The 24,278-nt window shown below is 30.5% G+C and carries 20 protein-coding genes, 1 other RNA gene and 1 riboswitch; of the genes, 10 read left to right on the plus strand and 11 right to left on the minus strand.

Annotated elements, in window-relative coordinates; genetic code table 11:
- Nucleotides 1–29: 29 nt before the first annotated feature.
- Nucleotides 30–743, minus strand: coding sequence for a response regulator (locus CLJU_RS18945; RefSeq protein ID WP_013240450.1), 714 nt, complete (start codon nt 741–743; stop codon nt 30–32).
- Complete coding sequence (dcuS, locus tag CLJU_RS18950) at nt 736–2,346, minus strand: DcuS/MalK family sensor histidine kinase (RefSeq protein ID WP_013240451.1); 1,611 nt, start codon at nt 2,344–2,346, stop codon at nt 736–738. The genes CLJU_RS18945 and dcuS overlap by 8 nt, the downstream gene beginning before the upstream one ends.
- 229 nt (nt 2,347–2,575) lie before the next feature.
- Between dcuS and ssrA the strand changes: the two genes are divergently transcribed.
- From ssrA to CLJU_RS18970, 5 genes are all read left to right on the plus strand, one after another.
- Nucleotides 2,576–2,935: a transfer-messenger RNA gene (gene ssrA, locus CLJU_RS21920) on the plus strand.
- Nucleotides 2,936–3,529: 594 nt separating this feature from the next.
- A riboswitch (guanidine-I (ykkC/yxkD leader) is annotated at nt 3,530–3,625 on the plus strand.
- Nucleotides 3,626–3,730: 105 nt separating this feature from the next.
- Nucleotides 3,731–4,051, plus strand: coding sequence for a DMT family transporter (locus CLJU_RS18955; protein WP_013236852.1), 321 nt, complete (start codon nt 3,731–3,733; stop codon nt 4,049–4,051).
- A gap of 109 nt (nt 4,052–4,160) precedes the next feature.
- Nucleotides 4,161–4,868, plus strand: coding sequence for a B3/B4 domain-containing protein (locus CLJU_RS18960; protein WP_013236853.1), 708 nt, complete (start codon nt 4,161–4,163; stop codon nt 4,866–4,868).
- Nucleotides 4,869–4,968: 100 nt separating this feature from the next.
- On the plus strand, nt 4,969–5,658 hold the full coding sequence (locus CLJU_RS18965; protein WP_041704986.1) for a radical SAM protein: 690 nt from the start codon (nt 4,969–4,971) through the stop codon (nt 5,656–5,658).
- 114 nt (nt 5,659–5,772) lie between these two features.
- Nucleotides 5,773–6,261 carry a pyridoxamine 5'-phosphate oxidase family protein gene (locus tag CLJU_RS18970; protein WP_013236855.1) on the plus strand — a complete coding sequence of 163 codons (489 nt, stop codon included), beginning with the start codon at nt 5,773–5,775 and terminating at the stop codon, nt 6,259–6,261.
- Between the two features lie 178 nt (nt 6,262–6,439).
- Here the strand turns inward: CLJU_RS18970 and CLJU_RS18975 are convergent, their stop codons facing one another.
- Entirely contained in the window at nt 6,440–7,612 is a 1,173-nt protein-coding gene (locus tag CLJU_RS18975) for an IS110 family RNA-guided transposase (RefSeq protein ID WP_013236856.1), read from the minus strand.
- Between the two features lie 344 nt (nt 7,613–7,956).
- Between CLJU_RS18975 and CLJU_RS18980 the strand changes: the two genes are divergently transcribed.
- Nucleotides 7,957–8,319 (plus strand): helix-turn-helix domain-containing protein, encoded by a 363-nt coding sequence (locus CLJU_RS18980; RefSeq protein WP_013240452.1) that lies wholly within the window; start codon nt 7,957–7,959, stop codon nt 8,317–8,319.
- A gap of 1 nt (nt 8,320) precedes the next feature.
- A complete protein-coding gene (locus CLJU_RS18985; RefSeq protein ID WP_013240453.1) occupies nt 8,321–8,902 on the plus strand; it encodes a membrane protein in 582 nt (193 codons plus the stop codon).
- 43 nt (nt 8,903–8,945) lie between these two features.
- On the opposite strand, the gene CLJU_RS18990 is transcribed toward CLJU_RS18985, so the two are convergent.
- On the minus strand, nt 8,946–9,836 hold the full coding sequence (locus CLJU_RS18990; protein WP_013240454.1) for a LysR family transcriptional regulator: 891 nt from the start codon (nt 9,834–9,836) through the stop codon (nt 8,946–8,948).
- 530 nt (nt 9,837–10,366) lie between these two features.
- Here CLJU_RS18990 and CLJU_RS18995 point away from each other — a divergent pair.
- The 3 genes from CLJU_RS18995 to CLJU_RS19005 all read left to right on the plus strand — a co-directional run bounded on the left by CLJU_RS18995 (nt 10,367) and on the right by CLJU_RS19005 (nt 14,085).
- The gene (locus CLJU_RS18995) at nt 10,367–10,903 is read left to right on the plus strand and encodes an MFS transporter (protein ID WP_013240455.1); all 537 of its coding nucleotides are present in this window, start codon (nt 10,367–10,369) and stop codon (nt 10,901–10,903) included.
- Nucleotides 10,904–10,999: 96 nt separating this feature from the next.
- Entirely contained in the window at nt 11,000–12,124 is a 1,125-nt protein-coding gene (locus CLJU_RS19000) for an NAD(P)-dependent alcohol dehydrogenase (protein WP_013240456.1), read from the plus strand.
- An 11-nt stretch (nt 12,125–12,135) separates the two neighbouring features.
- Nucleotides 12,136–14,085 carry an oxidoreductase gene (locus CLJU_RS19005; protein WP_013240457.1) on the plus strand — a complete coding sequence of 650 codons (1,950 nt, stop codon included), beginning with the start codon at nt 12,136–12,138 and terminating at the stop codon, nt 14,083–14,085.
- A gap of 386 nt (nt 14,086–14,471) precedes the next feature.
- Here the strand turns inward: CLJU_RS19005 and ppsA are convergent, their stop codons facing one another.
- The 7 genes from ppsA to CLJU_RS19040 form a co-directional block, all read right to left on the minus strand.
- Nucleotides 14,472–17,096, minus strand: coding sequence for a phosphoenolpyruvate synthase (ppsA, locus tag CLJU_RS19010; RefSeq protein ID WP_013240458.1), 2,625 nt, complete (start codon nt 17,094–17,096; stop codon nt 14,472–14,474).
- Between the two features lie 63 nt (nt 17,097–17,159).
- The gene (locus CLJU_RS19015) at nt 17,160–17,774 is read right to left on the minus strand and encodes a TetR/AcrR family transcriptional regulator (RefSeq protein ID WP_013240459.1); all 615 of its coding nucleotides are present in this window, start codon (nt 17,772–17,774) and stop codon (nt 17,160–17,162) included.
- A 603-nt stretch (nt 17,775–18,377) separates the two neighbouring features.
- Complete coding sequence (locus CLJU_RS19020; RefSeq protein ID WP_013240460.1) at nt 18,378–19,655, minus strand: ABC transporter permease family protein; 1,278 nt, start codon at nt 19,653–19,655, stop codon at nt 18,378–18,380.
- 1 nt (nt 19,656) lies between these two features.
- Nucleotides 19,657–20,409 carry an ABC transporter ATP-binding protein gene (locus CLJU_RS19025; protein WP_013240461.1) on the minus strand — a complete coding sequence of 251 codons (753 nt, stop codon included), beginning with the start codon at nt 20,407–20,409 and terminating at the stop codon, nt 19,657–19,659.
- Nucleotides 20,410–20,414: 5 nt separating this feature from the next.
- Nucleotides 20,415–21,476, minus strand: coding sequence for a sensor histidine kinase (locus tag CLJU_RS19030; protein WP_013240462.1), 1,062 nt, complete (start codon nt 21,474–21,476; stop codon nt 20,415–20,417).
- Nucleotide 21,477: 1 nt separating this feature from the next.
- Nucleotides 21,478–22,176 (minus strand): response regulator transcription factor, encoded by a 699-nt coding sequence (locus CLJU_RS19035; protein WP_013240463.1) that lies wholly within the window; start codon nt 22,174–22,176, stop codon nt 21,478–21,480.
- 96 nt (nt 22,177–22,272) lie between these two features.
- Entirely contained in the window at nt 22,273–24,270 is a 1,998-nt protein-coding gene (locus CLJU_RS19040) for a serine hydrolase domain-containing protein (RefSeq protein WP_013240464.1), read from the minus strand.
- Nucleotides 24,271–24,278 lie beyond the last annotated feature (8 nt).

The raw sequence follows: 24,278 nt of genomic DNA on the forward strand, positions 1-24,278 counted from the left end.
CTTTAGTTTTCAGTCTAAAGGTTTTTTTATTAGCATATATACTTTTTTATATAACTATTTTCGATGTCTATGCATCTATATTTATGAATAGGTCTTCCAACAGAGCCATAAATAACCTCTACTTGCAGGGCACCTAGCTTATTTAGAAAGCTTAAATATTTCTTCATGGAAACTCTTGATATTCCAACATATCTTGCAATTTCACTTGTTGAAAATGTATCTTCTTTCATTTCTATTACCTTTGTCCATACCTTTCTTAAAGTATTTTTATCAAGTCCTTTTGGCAACTGTGGAGATACTTGATTTTCTTCCCGATTATTTAAAATAAGCTGATCAAGTTCTGTCTGACTAAGTTCTTTTTTTTGTTTCATAAAATTCTGTGCTTCTCTATAGGCAGATAATGCTGAGTTAAATCTATCAAATTCAAAGGGCTTTATCAAATAATCCACTGCACCGTATTGCAAAGCTCTTTTTATAGTTTGAATATCACAAGCAGCCGATACAATAATTATATCCACTTCTTTACCCATTTTTCTTACTTGAGATAATAATTCCAATCCACTTAAACCGGGCATATATATATCCAATAAAATTAATTGTATATCGCTTGTTTTTAAAACTTTTACAGCTTCTTCAAAGGAACGTGCTACAGCTTTTAATTTAAATCCACCTACTTGACTAAGGTATTTTTTATTAAATTCTGCAACCATAGGATCATCTTCAACAATTAAAACATTAATCATTTACCATTCTCTCCTTGCTCTTATAAGGTATATAAATTGAAAATAGAGTACCCTTACCTAACTCTGAGTATATTTCAATCTCACCACCTAATCTCTCTACACTTTTTTGTACTAAATAGAGACCTAATCCTCTGTCATTTCCTTTTGTTGAATAACCTTTTATAAAAAGTTTTTCTTTCGTATCTTCATCAATTCCAGAACCACTATCATTTACCTCTATAGTCAGAGTTTCTTTCTCATATAGTAATGTTAAATTTATTATCTTTTCTTTGGAATCCTTTACAGCTTCCACTGCATTTTCAAGTAAATTGCCAAGTATAGTTACAACTTCATGAGTTAACTCAGGATTTTCTGGCTCAGGTATAAAGCAGTCTTCGCATACTTTTAACTTGACATTGATTTCTCTAGCATAGCTCATTTTACCTAAAATAAATCCAGCAAGTACAGGATCCTTTACATGCCTTACTATAAATCCTATCTCTTCTTGATATTTATTTGCAATTCCATTTATATAGTTTGTAAGTTCATCATAGCATTTCATATGTAACATACCTAATATAACATGTAATTTGTTCATAAACTCATGGGTTTGTGCCCTAAGTGCACCTGCATATTGTTTTACTCCTGTAAGCTGTTCCGCTAATACTTTCATTTCAGTTTTATCACGAAAAGTTGATATAGCACCTACAATTTTCTTATTCACTAAAATTGGCATACGATTGGTCAAAATCTTTATCCCTCTGAGATCTTGCACCTGGTCAAATTCTGGTTGTCCAGTTTTTAGAATATGGTTTAATCTGGTATTTGGAACACAGTCCTCCGCTTTTTCACCAATAAGGTTGGTAATGCCTGCTTTGTTGAATATCCGGGCTGCCTCTTCATTTACTAGAGTAATTCGGCAGTTTTCATCTACAGTTATAACACCTTCTCTTATTGAGTAAAGCATTGCATTCTGCTCTTCTAAAAGTTTTGCAATTTTCCAAGGTTCTAATCCAAACATGGTTTTTTTAATGCTTTTGGCAAGCAGCATAGCACCTATAACTCCAACTATAAACCCTATACCTATACCTAAATATATAATCATTCTACTTTGTGAGACAGCCTGCTGTACAGTGTTTAATGATATGCCAACACAAACCATTCCTACTTGCTTGCCGTCTGCAGTAAATATTGGAACAAATGCTCTAAGTGACTTACCCAATGTTCCCTCAGCAGTTGAAACGTATTCATGGCCTTTCAGAACCTCTACATCGTCACCACCAACAAAATGCTTTCCTAGCTGATTTATATCTGGATGCGATTTTCTTATACCTTTCATGTCAGTAACTACAACAAATTCTACATCAGTTGATTTTCTTATTTTATTCGCTAGTTCTTGAATGATTTTTTCATTTTTCTTATCACTTAAAGATTCAATTATAGTAGGTGAACTGGCAGCCATCCTAGCAATATAGGACGCTTTATTAGATAGATTTTTTTCTGCATTACTTGATATTTTTGCACTTATAAGAACATCTGTTACTAATAGAGAAATGGCCACCACGCCGCAAACAAGTAAAGTTATAGTGGTCTGTAAAGTTAATCTAGGTTTTTTTATTCTCATATTTCCTCCAAACACTTTGTATTTAAATCTATTTTAATTATAACATGTTTTCCATTAATCTTCATATAAATGCTATTTCTGTCATGTGACGACTTATTTTTTTCCACTTTCTAAGAATATTTTTTCCATTATTTTAATATTTGACTTATAGTAATCTGGGTGATATAATTTAATACTGCATAAGACAATTATTATGCGGTATTAAGTATCCAAACACTTAACCCAACATGGGGGCGCAATGGTTTCGACAGGGGTGTGATGTGTTTGAGAAGCGAGTCGAGGGAACCTGTGGGCCCGCGTTAAAAAACTATGGGATTAAATATAAACGAAAATAATAACGAAAATTTAGCTTTAGCAGCATAGTCTGCTAGCCGTCAGCCTAGACTTCCCGCGATCTAGGGTCTGGCGCCGATAGCGGGGAAACGAGCCTAGGAAAGCTTTGACCTAGGAACGGAATTTATGAAGCTACTGAATTCAGAAGCCTGTCCTTAGGCGTCTGAAGGAGGGAATTTTAAATTAAGGACTGCACTCGGAGATGCTCAAATGTTTCTGCTTTTGGACAGGGGTTCGATTCCCCTCGCCTCCACCATACATAATGACCGTACTGGAATCCAGTACGGTTTTTTAATACAAGTTTATTGAATAAAGTAATTAGTGAAAGTATATAATTATTAATACCATATTGTAAATAGTATAGACTAGAAAATTTATAAAATAAATGATTTTAAATTGTGCAATGTATTATAATATAAATATAAAAAAGAAAAGCATTTGTTGATTTGAAAACTCAATAAATGCTTTATTTTTTATATTTGGAGGATGATAAGCTGATTTTTGCTTTGGAATTCTTAAGTGGAATTGTGGAAAGAATCCAGTCCCCAATAAATATATTGACTATACGTATACAGTAACAAAAAAACGAATAGCAACGTTTCGTTGACAAATTTTCAGCACTTTTTGGTAGACTGCAACCTTTCGTTTTCTATATAATTGAAGAATAGAGACCAGCTATGAGAAGTCAATAGATTTTATAAAAAAATTTGTAATATGTTTAAAATATATAAATACTTTAATTCGCAAGAGTAAGATTTTGCGAATTAAAAATATTAACTTGATTTAAACCCACTACTATGCTAAATTAGATTTATAAGTTGTAACTTATAAATTATAAAAAAGTTTATATATTTGAGTTTTCTAGGGTTCCGCAGTTTGTAACTGGCTGGTCCGAGAGGAAGCGCACATTTAATTGTGTACACGGAAGGATAAAAGCCTGGGAGATATTTTTGTAATATTTCCTTAGGCTTTTTGTTTTATTTTCTTTTAAATAAGCCATGAAATATTACTATACTAATCTTAATTAATAAAATTTAGGGAGGTAAAGTTTATGGAATGGATTTATTTAGTTATAGCAGGTTTTTTCGAAATAAGCTGGGCAATAGGGCTGAAGTACTCGCAGGGATTTACAAAAATATTACCTAGCATCCTAACTGTTATAGGAATGATTGCAAGCTTCTATTTTTTATCATTGTCTTTAAAAAGATTACCATTAGGCAATGCATATGCAATTTGGACAGGGATAGGAACTGTTGGCACTGTAGTGTTAGGTGTTATTTTATTTAAAGAACCAATTAATGTAATGCGTATGAGTTGTATTGTATTTATAGTTCTTGGAATCGTTGGTTTAAAATTAATATCAATAGACTAATAATTGTATATAGCTTATAAATAACAAAAATAAATATAATTTTAATTAAAGAAAAGTGATAAGAAGAAAATATGCAGTTATTTAGCTTTAATATGAAGGAGGAATTTTAATGAAAAAGTTTGTTATTGAAGATGATTTTTGGAGTCTGTTTCCAGGTGCAAGGATAGGAATTATAGTTTGTCATGGCATAGATAACTTTATAAAAGATGAAGATCAATACAAGAATATGATTAGTAAGTCAGAAAAGGAAGCATTAAAATATTTGGAGAATGTAGAATTCAGCAGCAATGAAGTCATAAAAGTATGGAGAGAAGCCTTCCAAAAGTTTAAAACAAAGAAAGGTGCAAGATCATCTATTGAAGCATTGTTAAAACGAGTTGATAAAGGAACTCATATAGGAACTATTAATCCGCTAGTTGATATTTACAATTCTATTTCTTTAACATATGCATTGCCTTGTGGTGGAGAGGATATGGATAAATTTGCTGGTGATATAAGATTGACTAAGGCAGTTGGAGATGAAAGCTTTATTACATTAGGAACAGATGAGAGTGCACTACCATATGAAGGTGAAATAGTATATAAAGATAACGAAGGAGCAATTTGCAGATGTTTTAATTGGCGTGAATCAGTAAGAACAATGCTCACTGAAAATACAAGGAATGCTTTTTTGTGCATTGAATTAGTTGATGAGAGAAGAGTTAAAGATTTTGAGAATGCTTTAAAAGATTTAGCAAAAATAGTACAGGATAATTTAGGTGGAACGTGCAAGATTTCAATTCTTGATATTAACAATAAAGAAGTATTAATAGATTAATTTGAGGTTAAAGGTCTAAATGACCTTTAACGAGTAACTCGTGAGCGAAAGCGGTCAGGATTGCTTGTCCCATGGTTATACGAAAGGAGAAAAAAAGGTAATGAGTGGTTTTAGTTATAAAGATATTTATATGGAAGATGGAAGAAGGGTACTGGAGATTAATGTACTTCCAGAAAAGTATTGTAATTTTGATTGCATATTTTGTCCTATTGGAAGGTCGAAAAATAAGGTAGATACAAAAATGTCATTTGATGAAATAGACAGCTCATTGATTGAACTTGGAAACAGGATAGAAAGTACAAAAGCAGAATTAGTTTTTATTAACTCAAAAGGAGAAGCCTTAGTAAATGATAAAATTGGTGATATTATTGACTTTATCAAAGACAAAGGTTTGCCTGTAAGACTACTTTCTAATGGATATTTACTAGGTAGAGATGAATATATGAAAATTGCTAATAAATGTGATGAGGTTGTTGGAGAAATAAAAATAATAACAGAAGAAGGCTTTCAAAAAGTTCAAAGACCTATTGAAGGATATACATTAGCAGAATATATTTCAAACATGGTTTCTTTTAATAAACAATACAAAGGAAAATTTATATTTGAAATTACTATCATTAAAGGCTATAACGATGATGAAGAATCAATTGAGAAGATAAAAAATATTATTAAAGCAATATCTCCTGACAAAATAATTGTAGCAAGAATGGAAGATGAAAAATTTAAGAAAAAACTTGGTATAAATGATGAACGATTTGAGGAAATTTCAAGTACATTATTAAATATTTAGTAATGCTAATATATTATATTTTTATAAAACGTCGTAAGTGTAAATTGTAATATTTAATCAAGAATTGCAGTAAATGATAAGAAATAAAATAGCGAAAGAATTAGAGGTGTAATTATGTTTAGAGATATGAGAAGAAAAAAACAATTATTATCCAAAGAAGAGACAATTGAAATTCTAAAGTTATGTACATCTGGCGTCTTAGGTGTAATTGGTGACGATGATTATCCATATACCGTTCCAATAAGTTATGTTTTTAAAGACGGCAAACTATTTATGCATGGTGCAAAACAAGGGCATAAGATTGACAGCATTAAAAGGAATGATAAAGTGACATTTTGTGTTATAGAAAAAGACGAAGTAATACAAAAAACTTTTACTACCCATTTTCGGAGTGTTTCCATATTTGGCAGAGCAAGGATTCTTACAAACGATTCCGATAGGAGATATGCCATTGAAAGTTTAGTTGAAAAATATTCACCTGACTATATTAAAGAAGGGCAGCAAGAAATTGAAAGAGAATGGAATAGAGTATGTTTAATTGAAGTCAAAATCGAACATATGACAGGTAAGGCAGCTATAGAAATTGTTAATAGTAATAAATAAACCAGTTCGTATTATTCTTATTTTGTTTACTAATAAAAAGGCAGAGTTATGCCTTTTTTATTTTATATGAAGATTAAAAACGAATAATAAGAAAGTATTTTGAGCAAAGCAAATAAACTATTAAAATAATTAATAGTTAAAATTTTACATAAAACTATTAGTCTAGTTATAATATTGCTTAGTTAATAGGGACATAATCCTTGTTATCTCTCATAACAGCAAAAACAATGCGTGTTAATTTATTAGCTGTAGCTCCTATTGCAACTAAGTGATGTTTACCCTCACTTCGTTTTTTATTATAATATTCATTAAGAGGACTGTCATGTAAGACACATGTTGAAGCAGATAAAAATAAGGCACGTCTAAGATACGGTGAACCTCTTTTGGACATTTTATTGTTATTAGATAGAAATTGTCCTGATTGCTTAACAGTAGGATCAATGCCAGCATAAGCTACAAGACTAGAAGAGTTTTTAAAACGTTTAATATCACCAATTTCACTAAGAATAATAGCAGCAGTTACGGAACCAATTCCAGGAATAGTTGTTAGATGGCAGTCAAATTTACTATAATAAAACTCAATTTCTGAATCTAGAGATTTCATTTGTTTTTCAAGGAATAGTATTTGACTAATAAGTTGTTTTATTTGAAATTTAAAAGCTTTTTTAGCTATCTTAATGCCAAAGGTATTTTTAGCTGCATTTTGAATCTCATCAGCCTTATTAAAACCAAGTCTTCCCTTACTTTTTGTTTTCAATAGTTTAGTTAAATCATTTATATCCAATTCTAATATTCCTTCTGGAGTTTGGCATTTTTCGAGAACAGCTTTAGAACTTGCACCCCAAATATCAGAAAATAGTTTATCATATTCAGGGAAAATTTGGTCAAGTACTGTAATTATTCTGCATTTAAGTTCAGAAATTTCAGTAGTTAAAGAAAGTTTATATCTGCAAAGCTGTCTTAGAGCAAGAAGTTTATCATCACAAAGTTTTGTATTAGTAAATTTACCAAATCTAATAACTTCAGCAATTATAAAAGAATCTTTCGTATCGTTTTTAGTTTTACGAATATACAAATTTCTAAAACTATCTGATTGAATAGGATTAATAACGTTTATCTCATATCCCTTTGTTAGTAAAAATGAATATAATGACAGCCAATAATGCCCCGTAGCTTCAAGTCCAAATATAACTTTAGAATTGCCAGTATATTTTTTTATATGTTCAATTAATTTATTTCCACCGCTATGGGAATTAGCAAACTTTATAGATTTGCCGATTATGGAGCCAGTATCATCAATAATAGTAGCTTCATGATTATTCTTACCAATATCAACACCAACAATATACATAAAAAGTCACCTTCATTTAAAAGATTATTTAGATAGAATCCTCTCATCTATGCAAGTTACAGCCTAGTTCGATATACGAAAAATTGTAAAAATACAATTGACATCCAGCTCATACGCAACATCTCGCAAAGAAGAGGCAGCAGTCTCTGCTCCGAGGTCAAAAAGCCTCATGGGGGTGAGCGTAAACCTCTATCTATACGAGAATATTGTCTCAAAAGATGAGTTATTAAACAATAGTTATATAAATGAACTTTAGAACTATAAAGATGTTATATAGATTAAAGTTTTAGGCAGGAAAACTATTATTTAATGTTTACATGTTTATCATACTAGGGGGCGAGTTAATGAGCATATCTGAAAGATTACAGAAGTTAAGAAAACATGAAGGATATTCGCAGGAACAGTTAGCAGAAAAATTAGGAGTAACAAGACAAGCAATATCAAAATGGGAAAGTAACCAAGGCAATCCAGATATCAATAATATTATTAAATTAAGTGAAATTTATAATGTTAGTACGGATTATTTATTAAAAGGTGAAGAGCAGATAAGTAAGCCAATAGAAATTAATTCTAAAGAAAATAAGGAGAATATTAAATCCGGAAAAACGTTTAATAAACTTTTATTTATTGCTGGTATTTCTGCTATTGCAATTCTGTTTCTTTTTACATTTACTTTTTTAATAAAAACATTTTTAGGAGGTCATTGAAATGAAAACAAAATGTTTTTTAGTACTTGTTTTTGTATTTACAGTTTTATTATCTGCTTGTGGAAATTTATCAGGTGATGGCAATAAAACGACTGGTTTGTCATCAAAAATTTCCCCTAAACAAACTATACAAATTGCTTTTGAAGCACTAAAGAATGGGGATTCCAAGAAATTTAACCAATTTATTCAATATAATGATCGACGGGAAGGCGTTTTTGTATATAAGGATAATAAGCTTTTTGGCAATAATTTAGATGAAACAGAGAAAGAGTTTATAAAGAATTTTTCTTATGATATAGGGGAAGTTAAAGAAAATGGGAATGTCACAACAGCTCAAGTGAAAATTACTAACCGTGATTTATCAAATGCATATAAAGATATACCGCATTATAAAGATGCAGATAATCCACTTATTGAAGCAATTAAAAATTCTGATAATAAAATGGTTACAAGTAACTTGAAAATAACTCTTAACAAAACGGATGGAATGTGGAAAATTCAAATGGATGCGGCTTTGGCTGATGCTCTTTGTGGAGGACTATTAAAGAAGATGCTGCATGGGTTTTTATATAATATAATGTGATTTTTCTCTGCTATAATTATTCACTTGTTATAATCATGTTTCATCATTTAATATTTCTACCTATTAACATATTAACTAGTTCTTTAACTTTGAGATTTTTTTGACTATGTTTATTAATAACTGCGCCTAATATAGCCGGAATATTAGGTGTAATCGGAATTAAAACAACATTATTAGCTAAATAAGAACTAGCTTGTTTACGTGTTATTAAAGCAGCAGCACCTTGGTTAGCTTGTACACAACTAAAAATAGTTTCTGGCCTACCCCTAAATATAATATTAGGAACAATACTATGTTCTTCAAAGAAAGTCTTACATAGATTAGCTACGCATGTATAAGATTCCATTAGCATAAGAGGAGTATTTTTTAATTGTTCTGTAGTAACATGCTTTAATTGGGCTAAAGAGTCATCCTTATTAACAGCTAAAACGATTTCGTCTGTAGAAATAGGAATAAAGATATTTTTACTATTAGCTAGATTTTGTTCATGCCAATAAGTTAATGCTATATCAAAACTATTACTTAGCAATCTGCGAAATAATTGCGGTTCTTCTAGTTCTATAATATTGATTTTGAAAGAAGGATTCTTTAATTTAAATTGATTTATTGGAACATATAAGCCAAAGTAACCTATAAAAGGCAAAGATATTACTGTTATTCTATTTTTGTATCTAGGCTGCAACTTTTGTGCCATATATTTCAAACGATAAAATCCTTCTAATAACTGTCTAGCTTGAGGTAATAATTGTTTTCCTTCATCTGTTAATTCAATACGTCTATGTTGGCGATTAAAAAGTTGAATGCCTAATTCATTTTCTAATGCTTGAATCTGTTTACTAATAGAAGATTGAACAATATTTAGCTCCAAGGCAGCTTCTATGTAACTACCAGTATCTACTATAGTTACAAAATACCTCAATTGGTCTTCCGTCATAATATCTCACCTGCTTTATTTTTAAATTAATTACTTTAATTAGGCAATTTATTCTGAACTAAGTTTAATTATATAATATTTCAAAATTCATTACAATAATGCAACTACTTGTATCTATTATAGTTATCAATGAATCTTACTCAGTGGGAAAAGCAGATATCCCACATCTTTGATTTGGTGATAATCGCTTCCTCTTTAGAGTTTTGTTTCTCCCACTAAATTAGATGAATTATCTAGGGGCGTAGCTACTGTTATCTCCCACTTTGGTATAAGTTGGAGTATTACAGTAGATAGCCATCAGATAAAATATGCTAATTAGTCCCCTGCCATAATATTTTTCTTGTTTAATCCTAAAATAGATTGCATATAACTAACAGTTTCTCTTATTCCATTTCTGAATTAGTTACGTAATAGTTGGAATTGATTGAAGCCGCTATTTTTTGATATCATTTTAACAAAGGTACCTTAATATTTTTTAACATGACTATTCAGTTAAGTACTTATAGAACTTTGTATGTAGCTAAATATTCATGTTTGTCCTGTTTATTAATTTTCAAATATATAATGTTTCATTATCTTATCTTATAGCAGAAAAGAAACTTGGAACTGCTGCAGATGCGGGATTATCAGTAGCATTTTTCGCGGCGGGCGGTTTCGTAATGGGGTTGTTATATGGAAAACTAGCAAAGATAGCTAGAAACTGTACCACATCAGTTGGTTGTTTGATGTTAGTAGTATCTTTTGTGATCATAGCATCTGCAAGTAATTTAAATATGTGTTATGTGGGAAGCATATTCTTTGGAATGGCTATTGCATCAACTTTACCGGGTATTTTTATAAATACTGGAATGTCTGTAGATACATTTTCAGCTGGTATGGCAATTTCAGCCGTAACATGTGCACAAAATTTTGGTCAATTCATTTGTCCATTTATTGTTAATCCACTTTCTGCAGTAATTAGTGGAGGCAGTAATGTAATCACCTGCTTTATTATTGGAGCAGTTCTGGCAGCTATTTTAACTATAATAATGCTGCTCTGGGGAATTAAGAAAAATATCGCTTATTAAAAGTTCAAATTTGTAGAAGTAAATTAAAATGTTCAGTATTATTCTTGTGACATTCCGTAAGGGATTAAAAAATAAAATATTCGAGGAGGATAAAAAATGAAAATTGAAGCAGCAGTTGTTTTTGAAAAAGGACAACCATTTCAAATTGAAGAACTAGAATTAGATGCTCCAAAATTTGATGAAGTATTGGTTAAAGTAACAGCTTGTGGTGTTTGCCATACTGATGAAGTTGCACGTCAACAAATTATACCAGTGCCCCTTCCAGCAGTATTTGGACATGAAGGCTGCGGAATTATTGAAGAAGTAGGTCCAGGTATTACTAATTTTAAAAAAGGAGATCGTGTTGGTTTTTCTTATGGATATTGTGGTACATGTGAAGCGTGTCGTTCTGGTCAACCTTATGGCTGTGAAGTAAATCGTAAATTAAATTTCTTTGGAACGCAATTTGATGGAACTAAACGCCTTCACTATAATGGTGAAGACGTATCTTCATTCTTTGGACAAGGCGCATTTGCAACATATGCAGTTGTTCATGCCAATAATTTAATTCCTGTACCAGATGATGTGGATCTAAACATGGTTGGTCCTATGGGATGTGGTATCCAAACAGGTGCAGGTGCGGTTTTAAATTATTTGAAACCAGATCCAGCAAGTTCTATTGTTGTTACAGGAATTGGTGCAGTAGGCTTAAGTGCTATCATGGCAGCTAAAATTGCGGGATGTACAACTATTATTGCTGTTGGAGGATCATCTAAATCAAAATCATCTGATATTATCGATGCTAAATTAGAAATGGCTAAAGAGTTTGGTGCAACTCATACAATCAATAGTACTAGAGTTGAAAGTGTAGTTGATGAAGTGAAAAAAATAACTCGCATTGGTGCAAATTATGCAATTGACTGTACAGGTAATGGCACATGTGTCCGACAATCCTTAAATTGTACCCGTTCTTTAGGTACATGTGTTGTATTAGGTGCGACACAAGATCTTACAATTAATGTAGAAAATGAATTAATGGGCTCAGGGAAGAAATTGGTAGGAATTGTTGAAGGCTGTTCTATTCCTCAAATCTTTATTCCCGAATTATTAGAGTACTATAAAAAAGGAATGTTTCCATTTGATAAATTAATTACTTATTATAATTTTAAAGATATTAATAAAGCTTTTGAAGATGTGAATAAAGGTAAAGTTGTTAAAGCTATATTAAAAATGGAAAACTAGGGGGGAAAAAAATGAATCAATATTATCCCAATTTAGGTAGCACAATTAAAATTGCTGGATTAACATTAAAAAATCGTATGATAGGTTCTCCAATTTCAATTCCAGAAATCGGGCCAGACGAAAACTTAACAAGAGATAACATTTCTTTTTATAGCTTGCGAGCAAAAGGTGGAGCAGCTGTTATCACTGTAAGTGAAGGAATTGTGCATAGCGCTACAGGTAAATCTCATACAAAACATATCCTACTAGACACTCGCATGAGTTTACCATCATTAACAGAATTAGCTCGTATAATTCATCGCCATAACTGCTTTGCTTCTATGGAATTATCACACGGCGGTAAATACGCTGGTAACCGCAGTCAATCAAATAAACAAGCTAAACGTTTTGGTCCTGTTGATGAAATTTGGGCAGATGGTACACATGTTTATGAAATGCCAGAAGATTTAATTCTTGAAATTGCTGATAGTTTTGGTAAGGCAGCAGCCTTGGTTAAGGAAGCTGGTTTCGATATGGTATTAGTTCATGGTGGTCATGGATGGTTAATAAATCAATTCATGTCTCCTAACACTAATACAAGAACTGATAAATGGGGTGGAAGCTTCGAAAATAGAATGCGTTTTCCTTTTTTATGTGTTGAAAAGATTCGTGAAGCAGTTGGGCCTAATTTTCCAATTGAATTCCGTATGAGTGGAGCAGAATATACTGAAGGTGGTTATGACATTAACTATGGTGTTAAAATTGCTCAAGCATTAGATGGTAAAGTAGATTTAATTCATGTATCTGCAGGTGTTCATGAAAATAGAGGTGCATTTGTTATCACACATCCTTCTGTTTTTATTGAACATGGATGCAACGTTCATTTAGCAGCAGAGATTAAGAAACATGTTAAGACTCCAGTTGCTACATTAGGTGGCTTAAATGATCCTGATATGATGGAGGATATAATTGCTAGTGGTAAAGCAGATATTGTTGAAATGGGGCGTCAATTAATGGCTGATCCATTCTTCCCTGAAAAAGCTTTAACTGGAAGAAAAGATGATATTACTAAATGCTGCCGCTGCTTTAGCTGTTTTGGTGAATATATGACAACACGTACAACTGTCTGTGCATTAAATCCGGTGATTGGTAGAGAAAGAGAACATGAAGCTGCTTTTGCTCCAACAATACCTAAAAAGGTATTGATTGCTGGTGGAGGTCCTGCTGGCATGTCAGCAGCTTTACAAGCATCAGCTCGTGGACATGAAGTTATTTTATTTGAAAAGAATAGTCGTTTAGGTGGCGCGTTACTTTATGAAGAATATATTCCATTTAAACAAGATTTATTTAACTATTCTCAATTATTAGCAAAGAGATTAGTTGAAACAAATATAGAAGTACGTTTAAATACAGAATTAACTCCAGAATTAGCAAAAGAGCTGCATGCAGATATAATTATCTGTGCGGTAGGATCGGTACCTGTTGTGCCTCCAATCTTAGGAATTGATACTAGCCATAAAGTTGTAGGAATAGATGCTATTCATCAATCACAACCAGCTGTTGGAGATAAAGTTGTTATTTTAGGTGGAGGATTAATAGGTACAGAAACATCTATTTATCTTGATAGCCTAGGTAAAGATGTAACTGTTGTAGAAATGAGAAATGATTATGCTCCAGATACATCAGAAATGCATAAGATTGCTTTAGAAGTAACATTAAAGAAAGGACATGTTAAAATGCACTTAAATACAAGGGCTAAAGAAGTTACTAACGAAGGTTTGTTATGTATAGATGAAACTGGAAATGAAGTTTTATATCCTGCAGATACTATTTTGGTTGCTGCTGGTATGAAACCAAATTCAGAATCTGTTGAAGCTTTACGTTATGCAGCACCTAGATTCTTTCAAATTGGAGATTGTGTTAAAGTGGGTAAAGTATTAGAAGCAGTTCATGGTGGTTACTACGGTGCTTTAGATATTTAATATTAATAGAATGCTATTTGTAAATAAATATGATAATTTAAAAAAGAGACATTTTTAGTTTAAATGTCTCTTTAAAAATTAGCTATGCTTAAGAAGTAGGTTTATAAAAATAACTATTGAACATTACCTCTAGTATAATTTTCCACAACTTCTGAAAATGTATCTTTTATTATTGAATTCATGTGATCTAAAAACCTTAATATAGTGACCTTTTCCTCCATTACTTAGGTACATTATTAAATTATCATTTATATTAAACTATATTGATTATATATCTCTAGTTTCGGATATTAATCGCGCTCACTGTACTACTTTCATGTGAAGAAACATCCGCTAGCAGAATAAATTGAGTCGCACATAACCCGAAAATACTAAATAATATTAATTTACTCAAGTATTTCCACGTACCCTTCTGTTCCATTTACACGAATTCTCTGTCCATCCTTTATAAACTTTGTAGCATTTTCCACGCTCACTACTGCTGGAAGTCCATATTCTCTTGCAACAACTGCTCCGTGAGTCATCATTCCACCAACTTCTGTAACTAATCCCTTGATAGATACAAATACTGGTGTCCAGCTAGGATCAGTAAAAGTAGTAACTAGTATATCACCTTCTTCAATATTTGCATCTTCGATTTTTAATATTATTCTTGCCCTGCCTTCAACAATACCTGCTGATACTGCCACCCCTGCTAAGGCACCCTCAGGAATCTTGCTTATATCATATTGACTGGAAATAACCTCTCCATCAGAAGTAATTACACGAGGTGGTGTAAGCTTTTGGTAAACCTCATAATCTTCTTGTCTTTTCTGTATGATACTATAATCTAATTCATTAGTTTTAATCACTTTTCTCAATTCTTCATATTCAAGATAGAATATGTCACTTGCCTCCTTTATAAGCCCCTGTTGTATTAATCTTTCAGCTTCTTTCATAATAACCTGTTTCACAACCCATTCATACCAGATTAAGATATACTTGTTAAACTCACGATATCCTGCATAATTACGTAGAACACTGATTGCTTTCTTTGCCTTTTTAGCTTTTCCCCTACCTCCTGGCATCTTTTCAAGCTTTCTTAAAATTTCCTGCTCCTTCTCTTCAGCTTCCTTGAGTCCTTGATTGAATTTGATTTCGTGAGAATTAGGAGGATAAACCTTAATATTGCCTAGAATCAATGGAACCAATATTGTTGGCTTTTCATTCCATCTAGTCTTGCTTATATCTATTTCAGCAGAACATCGCATCCCATATTTCTTCAGAAAGTTCTTTATTGCATCCTTTACTTCTATTCCTCCTGGAAGTTTAACAAGATCTTCAAAAAAGCTCTCATCCTTAGGACTTTCCAAATATTTAATTACCTCTGGATACTTTCTTACTACATCTGATACATCTAAAAGTTCAAGTCCCATATCTGAAGTAACATTATTAGATACGGATTGAGCTAACATATCTGCTGGATTCTTTTCCTTAAGCCATTTTCCCAAATTCTTGTTAATCCAGCTAGAGGCATAGGCTCCAGCAAAAACAACTCCATAAGTATCCATCATATTGTCCTTTATTTTAGTCATACTCTTCTCAATAAAATCAAATAACTCATTACCTGAAATTTTTTGTGACTGCTTCTCCAAATCCTTCATAATAGTCCTGCTGCGATCCATATAGAATTCTGCAATGGCAGGATCATTTTTCCTGTAGCATTCTATAGTTTTAACAAGCCACCTGAAAGCTAGTTTGATAGAAACCATTGGCTTTTTTGATTTATGAAGATTATTCATAATATCTTCTCGCTTTAAAATATTGTAATAAGCATTCTGCATAAGAACATCTACTGCTGCAAGCCCTTTTACAAAAGATTTCCTCATAATAGGTGAGCTTAATTCATTTGATGAGTCCACATATATTCTTCCACCTGCATAGTACATTGGTGTATCTACCATCATCTTAAACAAAACTGCAAAGAAGGTCATGCTTAAAGGTGACATTGCTTCAGTCATCATCTGCCTATGACCAAAGGAAAAAAACACATGAGTTTTATCATCTTTAACTTCTGGGACAGGATATAAAGTAGTAATAGGACGACTTTGAACAATATATATATTACCTTCATGGATACACCATTCTATATCCTGTGGTCGTCCAAAATATTTTTCTACTTTCCTGCCTATTTGTTCAAGCTGCAGAATCTGCTGGTCCGTTAAAGTTTGAATATTCTGTCTTTGATTCTCAATATCTCTTTGCTCAGTTCCACCTTGTTTAAGTCCATAAATAGCAATCTTCTTTGTAGATATCTTTTTATCTATAATCTTGCTTTCTTTAACTTTATAGATATCCGCATTCACAAGTCCTGACACTAGCGCTTCCCCTAGTCCATAACTTGCATCTATTGAAACAACCTTCCTATTTGCTGATATTGGATCTGCCGTAAACATAATTCCTGAAGCCTCTGGAAAAACCATCATTTGGATAACTACAGAAAGATATACTTTACGATGATCAAAGTTATTCTGCATACGATATATTACCGCTCTATCTGTAAATAGTGATGCCCAACACTTGCTAACATGATGAATAATAGAATCTTTTCCTATTATATTTAAATAGGTATCCTGCTGTCCTGCAAAGGAGGCCAAAGGTAAATCCTCAGCAGTAGCACTTGAACGAACCGCAAAAGCATTCTTTTCACCAAACTTTTTAATAAATGTTGTTATACCTTCTTCTATATCTTTGGGAATAGTGATGTCTTCAATTAATTTGCGAATTTGGCCACTGATTTCACATATTTTTTCTCTATCTTCAACCTTAAGGTGGGATAACTCTTCTAGAAGACTGTTGAAATTTTTATTATTCTCAACTACTTTTTTATAGGCAAAAGTAGTAATACAAAAACCTTCAGGAACTTGTATACCGTCAATTCTTGAAAGTTCTCCAAGGTTTACACCTTTTCCTCCTACTACTGAAAGCTGTGATTTATCAATGTCTTTAAAGCCTAATAAATATGAATTCATTTTTATTCCCCTCTCATCACAATTCATTTAAAAAATCTTTCAACAGTTAACTTTGTATACATCCTACAAATATTCTTCTTTATAAAAATTATTTTTAAGCATATCCAAGCATTTGTTAAACTCATCCAGCATAATTTCAAAATTAATTTCTGTTTTATCTGACATCTGTTTTGTATACCCATCCGCCATCCACAGAAGCATTTTCATAAGTAACTTTAGATCCACCCCCTCTTTAAACTTAGAAGTATCCACGCCATCAAAGGCTATTCTATTTCTAAATTCATCTCCACTATTAAAGATATCTCTTAAGTCATCTTTTACCTCTTCATCATTTTCAAAGTATGCACTAGTTAAAAAGGAAGGTATTGCAGCATGCCTTTTCATTACGGAGATTTCTATATTAGATGACATTTTAATTCTGTCAAAAAAGTCAGTAATGCTGTTATCAAACTTTTCATCAACTACAGTCATCATAATATTGCCGCATAGATTAACTAGATAAAGGTATAATTCTTTCTTTGTACCAAAATAATGAAATACCATAGCCTTTGATATTCCTGCTGCAGTAGCAATATCGCTTATGGAAGTCTTTTTATAGCCATTGGTTCCAAAGGTTCTAAGAGCAGCATCTATAATTACATTTTGTTTTTCCTTAGGTAAACTAAAAAATTTTTCCATACTTTCACCTTCTTACTATATAAACCGAATCGGTTTATATTATTATACCTTCATAAACCGATTCGGTCAATATAGTTTGATCTAAATTTGTATATTTGTTTTTTCCTCTGTAAGTGTCAAAGATTTGATACTTGCAATTCTGGTTCATATAAAAAGCATCTTATGAAATTTCATAAAAAATGAATTTAAGCAATGTGGGAGATTTTATAATATTGCTTAAAAAGATAACTTATATTTTTATGCATTCAGCAGAATATGAAATTTAAAAATATATAAAAAAGGTATCCAACGTATTGGACACCTTAATTTATGTTAGCTATTGATTTTACTTGCTTTAGTATATTAAAAAAATTCATGATACTTACAATATTTTATTTACAATTTAATATCATTTATTTTTATATATTTTACTTTTGGCACACGTACACGCCTTTCACACTTGCAGACAACCAAAAATTCTATCTCTGCTTTTGTTTCTGCTAAAGTTTCTAAGGATTTTTTTATTTTTGTTTCTTTTGCACGATTGTATATATCAACCTCTAATATTAATATTGTGCCCTCATTTGCAATAAATATACATATTATATAATTATTAACACTTTACTAGTTATTTAATATTGCTATTTTCTTTTTAGTAATAATGTATCCTAACAATTGAACAATAAGATAATATGCCAATATTTTAAATGTATCTATCTTAAATTCTCCATTGGTATTTAAAACATAAATATATACAATACTTGTTAATACCGTTAAAAGTGCAGGTAAAAAAAATATTATTCTAATTTTATATGTTAACAATGTATCTATTTCCTTATCAATTAATCCAATATAATATAATTTAGTCCTTTTAAGTTGCCAGCCACAAAAATCTATCTTTGCTTTAAAATATAAAATATTAGAAGAAACAATAAAACTCAATAGTACAATAAACATATATATGAAATTGAAAGCGGACCCACGAAAAATGCTGTAAATATTAAAAAATGTTTTTACATTGGGCAAACTATACACTCTATTACTGGTAATAAATATAGTGTTTAGGAAAATAATAAAAAGAATTATATATTTATTTTTTTTGAAGGAATCTTCTAGCTCGTTTACTAATAAAATTTTCTTATAATAAAAGTTTTCTCTTCTTTTTATAACAACAGCAAAAATTTTTATAAAAACTAAAAATAACATATAAATTACTAATGTACATATTAAAGAATAGTCAACATAATATCTAGATTGAAAGTTTACAAACATTCTTTCTTTAAAATTTATATAACACAGTATTAAAATAGAAATTATTGTTTTTGCAAACTCTTTCTTTTTAGAATATTTTATATACAAATTTTTATAGTTCACTTCATTAATTACTGACAGTTTATCGATAAATTTAAATGTCCATAAAATGAATATAATAGTAAGAAAAACATAGTATCCAATGGTAACTATAAAAACAATTGATTCAAATTTAAAAGTAAAAATAAACATTCCCGATAATTTTAGTGCAAAAAGTACAATGATTTTTGAAAATGCTGCACCTAAAATCAATCCTATAGGCATATAGATAAAAAAAGTTAGCACATTTTCCACAAAAACTAGCATCTTAATGTCGCTGCATGTCATTCCTAAAGTCAAAAATGTTGCAAATTCCTTTTGCCTATATTTTATAAAGGAAATGTATGTAAAAATGCTCCACAACATTGTATTAAAAACTGCAATTGATGGGAGTATAAAAATATTTTTTAGTCCAATTGCTGTTACATATGAATTATAAAATATTAGCTCCGTAAAGAAGAATGAAACTGAAATTACAAGAGAGAATATATATGCAAAATATTGATCTAAATTTAATTTTATAGTTTGTTCAAGCATCTTTCTCCAATTCATATCACTCACCACTAATTACAGCAAGAGTGTCCAATATTCTATTAAAAAAAGTATGCTGATCTCCTTTTTTGTATATATCTGCAAATATCTTCCCCGATTTTATAAAGATAACCCTGCTGCAGTAGCTTGCAGCATATATATCATGTGTAGACATAAGAATTGTTGCTTTTTTTTGATCATTTATTTTTTTCAAATACTTCATAAACTTTTTTGAGGTATTTGGATCAATACTACTAGTTGGTTCGTCAGCTAAAATAATACAAGGATCATTTATTAGTGCTCTACATGCAGTTACCCTCTGTTGTTCACCTACAGATACATTATAGGGATATTTATTTCTAATATTGTATATATTAAAAAACGTAAAATATTCTTCTATTTTTTCATTAATCTTTTCTTTCCCCGCACCTTTAAATATCAATGGAAGTGCAGCATTTTCTGCAAGGGTAATATTATCAAGAAGATTAAAATTTTGAAATATAATTCCTAAGTTTTCTCGTCTAAAGATAGAACGTTCTGTTTTGTCTAGCGAAGTTATATATTGATTCATTATCTTTACTGTTCCGCTGGTAGGCTTATCGATTCCCGACAAAATGTTAAGCAAAGTCGTCTTACCACTGCCTGATTGTCCCATAATAGCAGTAAATTCTCCACTTTCAATGCTCAGATTTATACCATTCAAAACATTAGTAGGATTAACTTCTAAATTCCATTCATAGACTTTAATAATATCCTCGGCACTCAAGATCTCCATTAGTATCACCCCGTTGTATTTAATTTTAATGGATAAGTAATTGAAAAAGTAGTCCCCTTATCAACTTCAGAATCTATATTTATATTGTGATTCAACTTTTTTGATATTAATTTACATATATATAGGCCTATACCCGTTGCATTACCTACTTTTCTCCCATTTTCTCCTGTAAAAAATGGTTCAAAGACTCTTTTTATATCATAACCCGGAATTCCAATACCTTCATCTCTAATTGTTAACTTTACTTCTTTATTATCTAAATATATATTAAAATATACATATTTCTTTTGTCTGCTATCTCCAGAATACTTAATAGCATTCGATATTATTTGTTCAAGCATAAACTTATTCCATTTTTTATCTGTAATAATTAATATTTTTTCATAATTAAATTCTATTTTAGGGAAAACATTATTATAAATAAACTGGTTTTTCTTACTATTGATAACTTCTTTTAATAATAAAACAAAATCTACCTCTTGAGGATCATAATCTTTAGAAAAACTATTTAATCTATCAATGTTTAGGATTTGATCTAAACCGCTTTTAACTTTATCATTTTCTTCTCTTATATCCAAGAATAATCTTAATATATCTGTTTGGTTTATTGTGGAATTTTCATTACTATATTTTATTCCTTTAGCAGCTTTTTGAACAACAAGATCAATTATTGAAGTGGGCGTCTTTATATTATGAATCCATTGGGATAAGAAGTATTTATTATCTGCATTTTGTGCATAAATTGTACTTATCTTATTTGTATAGTTTTCATGAATTTTAAATATAGTTTTAGCTATTTCTTTCTGTTCATTTGTTTTTGGATTTAAATCAAAGTATCTACTTTCTATACCTTCATTAAAGCTTCTATTGAACCTATAATATTTAATCCATTCATTAAATATTATAAATACATATATTATTATAGATATAAATAAAGGGTATATCACATCACTTTTGTTACTTATCAAATAACCATAAAAAAGAATTAAAATTGTATTAAGGAAATACCCAACAGTAAATGCTAATTTATCTTTTAAAAAGTTTACTAATACTTTTTTATTATCCATACTAATTCCCCTTATTTGCAGTTGTGTGGAATATATATCCTACACCTCGCTTGGTTGATATAGCTTCACTAACACCCAATTTTTTAAGTTTATTTCTTATTCTCGTTATATTTACTGTTAAAGTGTTATCATCTACAAAAAAGGAATCATCCCAAAGTTCTTCCAGAAGTTCTTCCCTACTGACTATTTTATTTTCATTTTTAATAAGCATATTTAATAGCTTGAACTCATTTTTGCTAAGTTCAAGTTCAATCTGATTATAAAATATCTTAAAAGTGTCTTTATTAAGTTTAATGCCTCCATCACTTTCAAGTATATTTGATTCATTTGCATATTCACCATATACCCTTCTTATTCCAGCTTGTATCTTAGCTAGCAAAAAATCAAAGTTAAAAGGTTTTACAATATAATCATCGGCTCCTAACTCAATCCCTCGTATTTGTTCTTCATCACTGCTTCTTGAAGAAATAATAATTACAGGTATTTTTGATACTCTTCTAAAAGTTTTACATAATTGAAAACCATCATAATAAGGCAAATTTATATCTAAAAGAACTAAATCAGCATTTGATTTTTCTAACTCAGTATCTACATTTTTAAAATCTTGTATATTAACGACTTCATATTTATATCTTTGAAGATACTCTGTTATAAGGTCATTTAATTTAATATCATCTTCAACAACAAGTATCTTATACAAAGCAATTTCCTCCTTCTAAAATTATGCTATAGTAATTTTAATATAGCATAATTTTATTTGGGAGAAAAGCTAGGTTGAAATTTTGATATTTTTTAACTAAAATTTAAATCCTAAGAGATTCCAGTAATTTAGATACAGAGTAAAAGCTAAAAATATACAGTAAATTAATATATTGGGTATAATTGTGCCTAAATTAGATTTTTTATTATGCCAATATAAGCATATTGATATTATTAATCCAAAAGTAAGTATGGTAGTTATTATTGGGATCATTAACAGATATATAGCTGCCTTAGGCAATTCTGTTAAGAAAATCAAGGATGATAATAAAGTAATACATTCTTTAGCCATGCCAATTAAAAAAACTACATTCAAAATGCAAATAAAAGCTATAGCCCATCTATGATATTTAAAAATTAGAGGCTTTTTGTTGTTTCTATTTTTAAGATTGAATAGTATCATGGCAATAGCCATAGACAAAAATAATACTAAAAAAAACACGAAAATAATTTTATGCAATGTAGGATTCTCATACCAGTGAATTTTATTCATAACATCATTTGAACCAGCATTAAGCATATAAGATATCTTCCCTTGCTTATTTGCTATAAAGGTAAGACTATTTCCCATAACATTTTTAAAAAGTAAAGGGGATGTTTCTTTGTAAGCATCTTGTTGTCCATTAGGGTATTGTATAATCAATGTATCCTTAGTACTTTTTACATTTATAGGCTGAGACATTAACATCAATAACTTTCCTATTTCTCCTCTTGGATACCTGCTAGGAATATAAGCACCTTCCAAATTTTTTAAGTTGCTTTTATTGAAGTTAGCTGTATTATTCATATTTGCCTGCGGCTTAGTTTGAGGATAGTATCTATTCATAAATTGTCCAGCTACGTCACCACAAATTTTGGCTCCATTGTCACCATTAGTTGATATAAAAAAACCTACATTGCTGCCTGGTATTAAATATAACATACTATGAAAACCATAATCATCTCCACCTTGACCAAGTACTCTTGTACCATTTATATAATTTTCCGCAAATCCATAGCACATGCATGGTATATTTTTATCTAATGGAAAATGTTTTTTATGTATATCTTCTATGGAGGCTTTGCTCAATATAGAAGTATTATCATAAGTGCCGTTATTTAAATGCGCAATCATAAATTTACTCATATCATCTGCTGTAGTTTTTAAGCCTCCTGCTGGTAAAAAGGTATTTCCATACATAGGTACTTTTTTGTAAACTCCATTTTTATAATCATAGCCTTGTGATAAATTAGCTAGTGTTTTCTTATCAAAGACAAAGCTGCTGTCATTCATATGGAGAGGTTTTAATATGTTATCTTCCATATACTTATCAAAAGTAGTGCCTGATACACTTTCAACTGCATATCCAGCTACAGCCATACCATAATTACTATACTGTATTGCTTCACCTGGTTCTCGAATTATAGGACGAATACGAGCTGTTAAGGTATCTTTAAATGGTTTTTCCTGGTGATAGTTATCTAGTTCTGATTCTCCTATAATCCTTTCATCAAAACCACCTGTATGAGTTAAGAGATTATCAAGAGTAACAGGCTTAGAAAAGTTATCCTTTATCTGAAAGCCTTTTAAATAATTATTTACATTTTCATTTAAGTTTATTTTACCTTTTTCTTTAAGCTGCATAACAGCTGTAGCGGTAAAAAGCTTAGAAATGGAAGCAGCTCTAAAAACTGTTGTTTTAGGGTTAACTGGTGTTTTTTTATCTATGTCAGAATATCCATATCCTTTTTCAAAAAGTACATGATTATCTTTAACAACAGATAAAACAGCTCCTGGTACATTAAATCTTCTTAATTCTTGGTTAAAAATAGTATCAGCAAATTTTTGTACATTGTCTTTGTTTAAAGTTTCTGTAGAACTACTGTTTAACAAAGGTGCTGAAAATTCTTTCTTATTTTCTTTTGCTGAAACAGTTGCGTTACTATTAACAATATAGCGAAAGCTACATATTGAAGCGCATAGCGTTGGGAAAATATATGCAACAAGCGAAAAACAAATTATAAATCTTTTAATATAAGTAATAAGTTTTTTCATTATTAGTA

The sequence above is a fragment of the Clostridium ljungdahlii DSM 13528 genome (assembly GCF_000143685.1).
GTDB classification, from domain to species: Bacteria; Bacillota; Clostridia; order Clostridiales; family Clostridiaceae; genus Clostridium_B; species Clostridium_B ljungdahlii.

Bases quoted from the DNA above. Each gene is read 5' to 3' on its own strand.
- CLJU_RS18945 (WP_013240450.1), bottom strand. From the start codon at position 743: ATGATTAATGTTTTAATTGTTGAAGATGATCCTATGGTTGCAGAATTT.
- dcuS (WP_013240451.1), bottom strand. From the start codon at position 2,346: ATGAGAATAAAAAAACCTAGATTAACTTTACAGACCACTATAACTTTA.
- CLJU_RS18955 (WP_013236852.1), top strand. From the start codon at position 3,731: ATGGAATGGATTTATTTAGTTATAGCAGGTTTTTTCGAAATAAGCTGG.
- CLJU_RS18960 (WP_013236853.1), top strand. From the start codon at position 4,161: ATGAAAAAGTTTGTTATTGAAGATGATTTTTGGAGTCTGTTTCCAGGT.
- CLJU_RS18965 (WP_041704986.1), top strand. From the start codon at position 4,969: ATGAGTGGTTTTAGTTATAAAGATATTTATATGGAAGATGGAAGAAGG.
- CLJU_RS18970 (WP_013236855.1), top strand. From the start codon at position 5,773: ATGTTTAGAGATATGAGAAGAAAAAAACAATTATTATCCAAAGAAGAG.
- CLJU_RS18975 (WP_013236856.1), bottom strand. From the start codon at position 7,612: ATGTATATTGTTGGTGTTGATATTGGTAAGAATAATCATGAAGCTACT.
- CLJU_RS18980 (WP_013240452.1), top strand. From the start codon at position 7,957: ATGAGCATATCTGAAAGATTACAGAAGTTAAGAAAACATGAAGGATAT.
- CLJU_RS18985 (WP_013240453.1), top strand. From the start codon at position 8,321: ATGAAAACAAAATGTTTTTTAGTACTTGTTTTTGTATTTACAGTTTTA.
- CLJU_RS18990 (WP_013240454.1), bottom strand. From the start codon at position 9,836: ATGACGGAAGACCAATTGAGGTATTTTGTAACTATAGTAGATACTGGT.
- CLJU_RS18995 (WP_013240455.1), top strand. From the start codon at position 10,367: ATGTTTGTCCTGTTTATTAATTTTCAAATATATAATGTTTCATTATCT.
- CLJU_RS19000 (WP_013240456.1), top strand. From the start codon at position 11,000: ATGAAAATTGAAGCAGCAGTTGTTTTTGAAAAAGGACAACCATTTCAA.
- CLJU_RS19005 (WP_013240457.1), top strand. From the start codon at position 12,136: ATGAATCAATATTATCCCAATTTAGGTAGCACAATTAAAATTGCTGGA.
- ppsA (WP_013240458.1), bottom strand. From the start codon at position 17,096: ATGAATTCATATTTATTAGGCTTTAAAGACATTGATAAATCACAGCTT.
- CLJU_RS19015 (WP_013240459.1), bottom strand. From the start codon at position 17,774: ATGGAAAAATTTTTTAGTTTACCTAAGGAAAAACAAAATGTAATTATA.
- CLJU_RS19020 (WP_013240460.1), bottom strand. From the start codon at position 19,655: ATGAATTGGAGAAAGATGCTTGAACAAACTATAAAATTAAATTTAGAT.
- CLJU_RS19025 (WP_013240461.1), bottom strand. From the start codon at position 20,409: ATGGAGATCTTGAGTGCCGAGGATATTATTAAAGTCTATGAATGGAAT.
- CLJU_RS19030 (WP_013240462.1), bottom strand. From the start codon at position 21,476: ATGGATAATAAAAAAGTATTAGTAAACTTTTTAAAAGATAAATTAGCA.
- CLJU_RS19040 (WP_013240464.1), bottom strand. From the start codon at position 24,270: ATGAAAAAACTTATTACTTATATTAAAAGATTTATAATTTGTTTTTCG.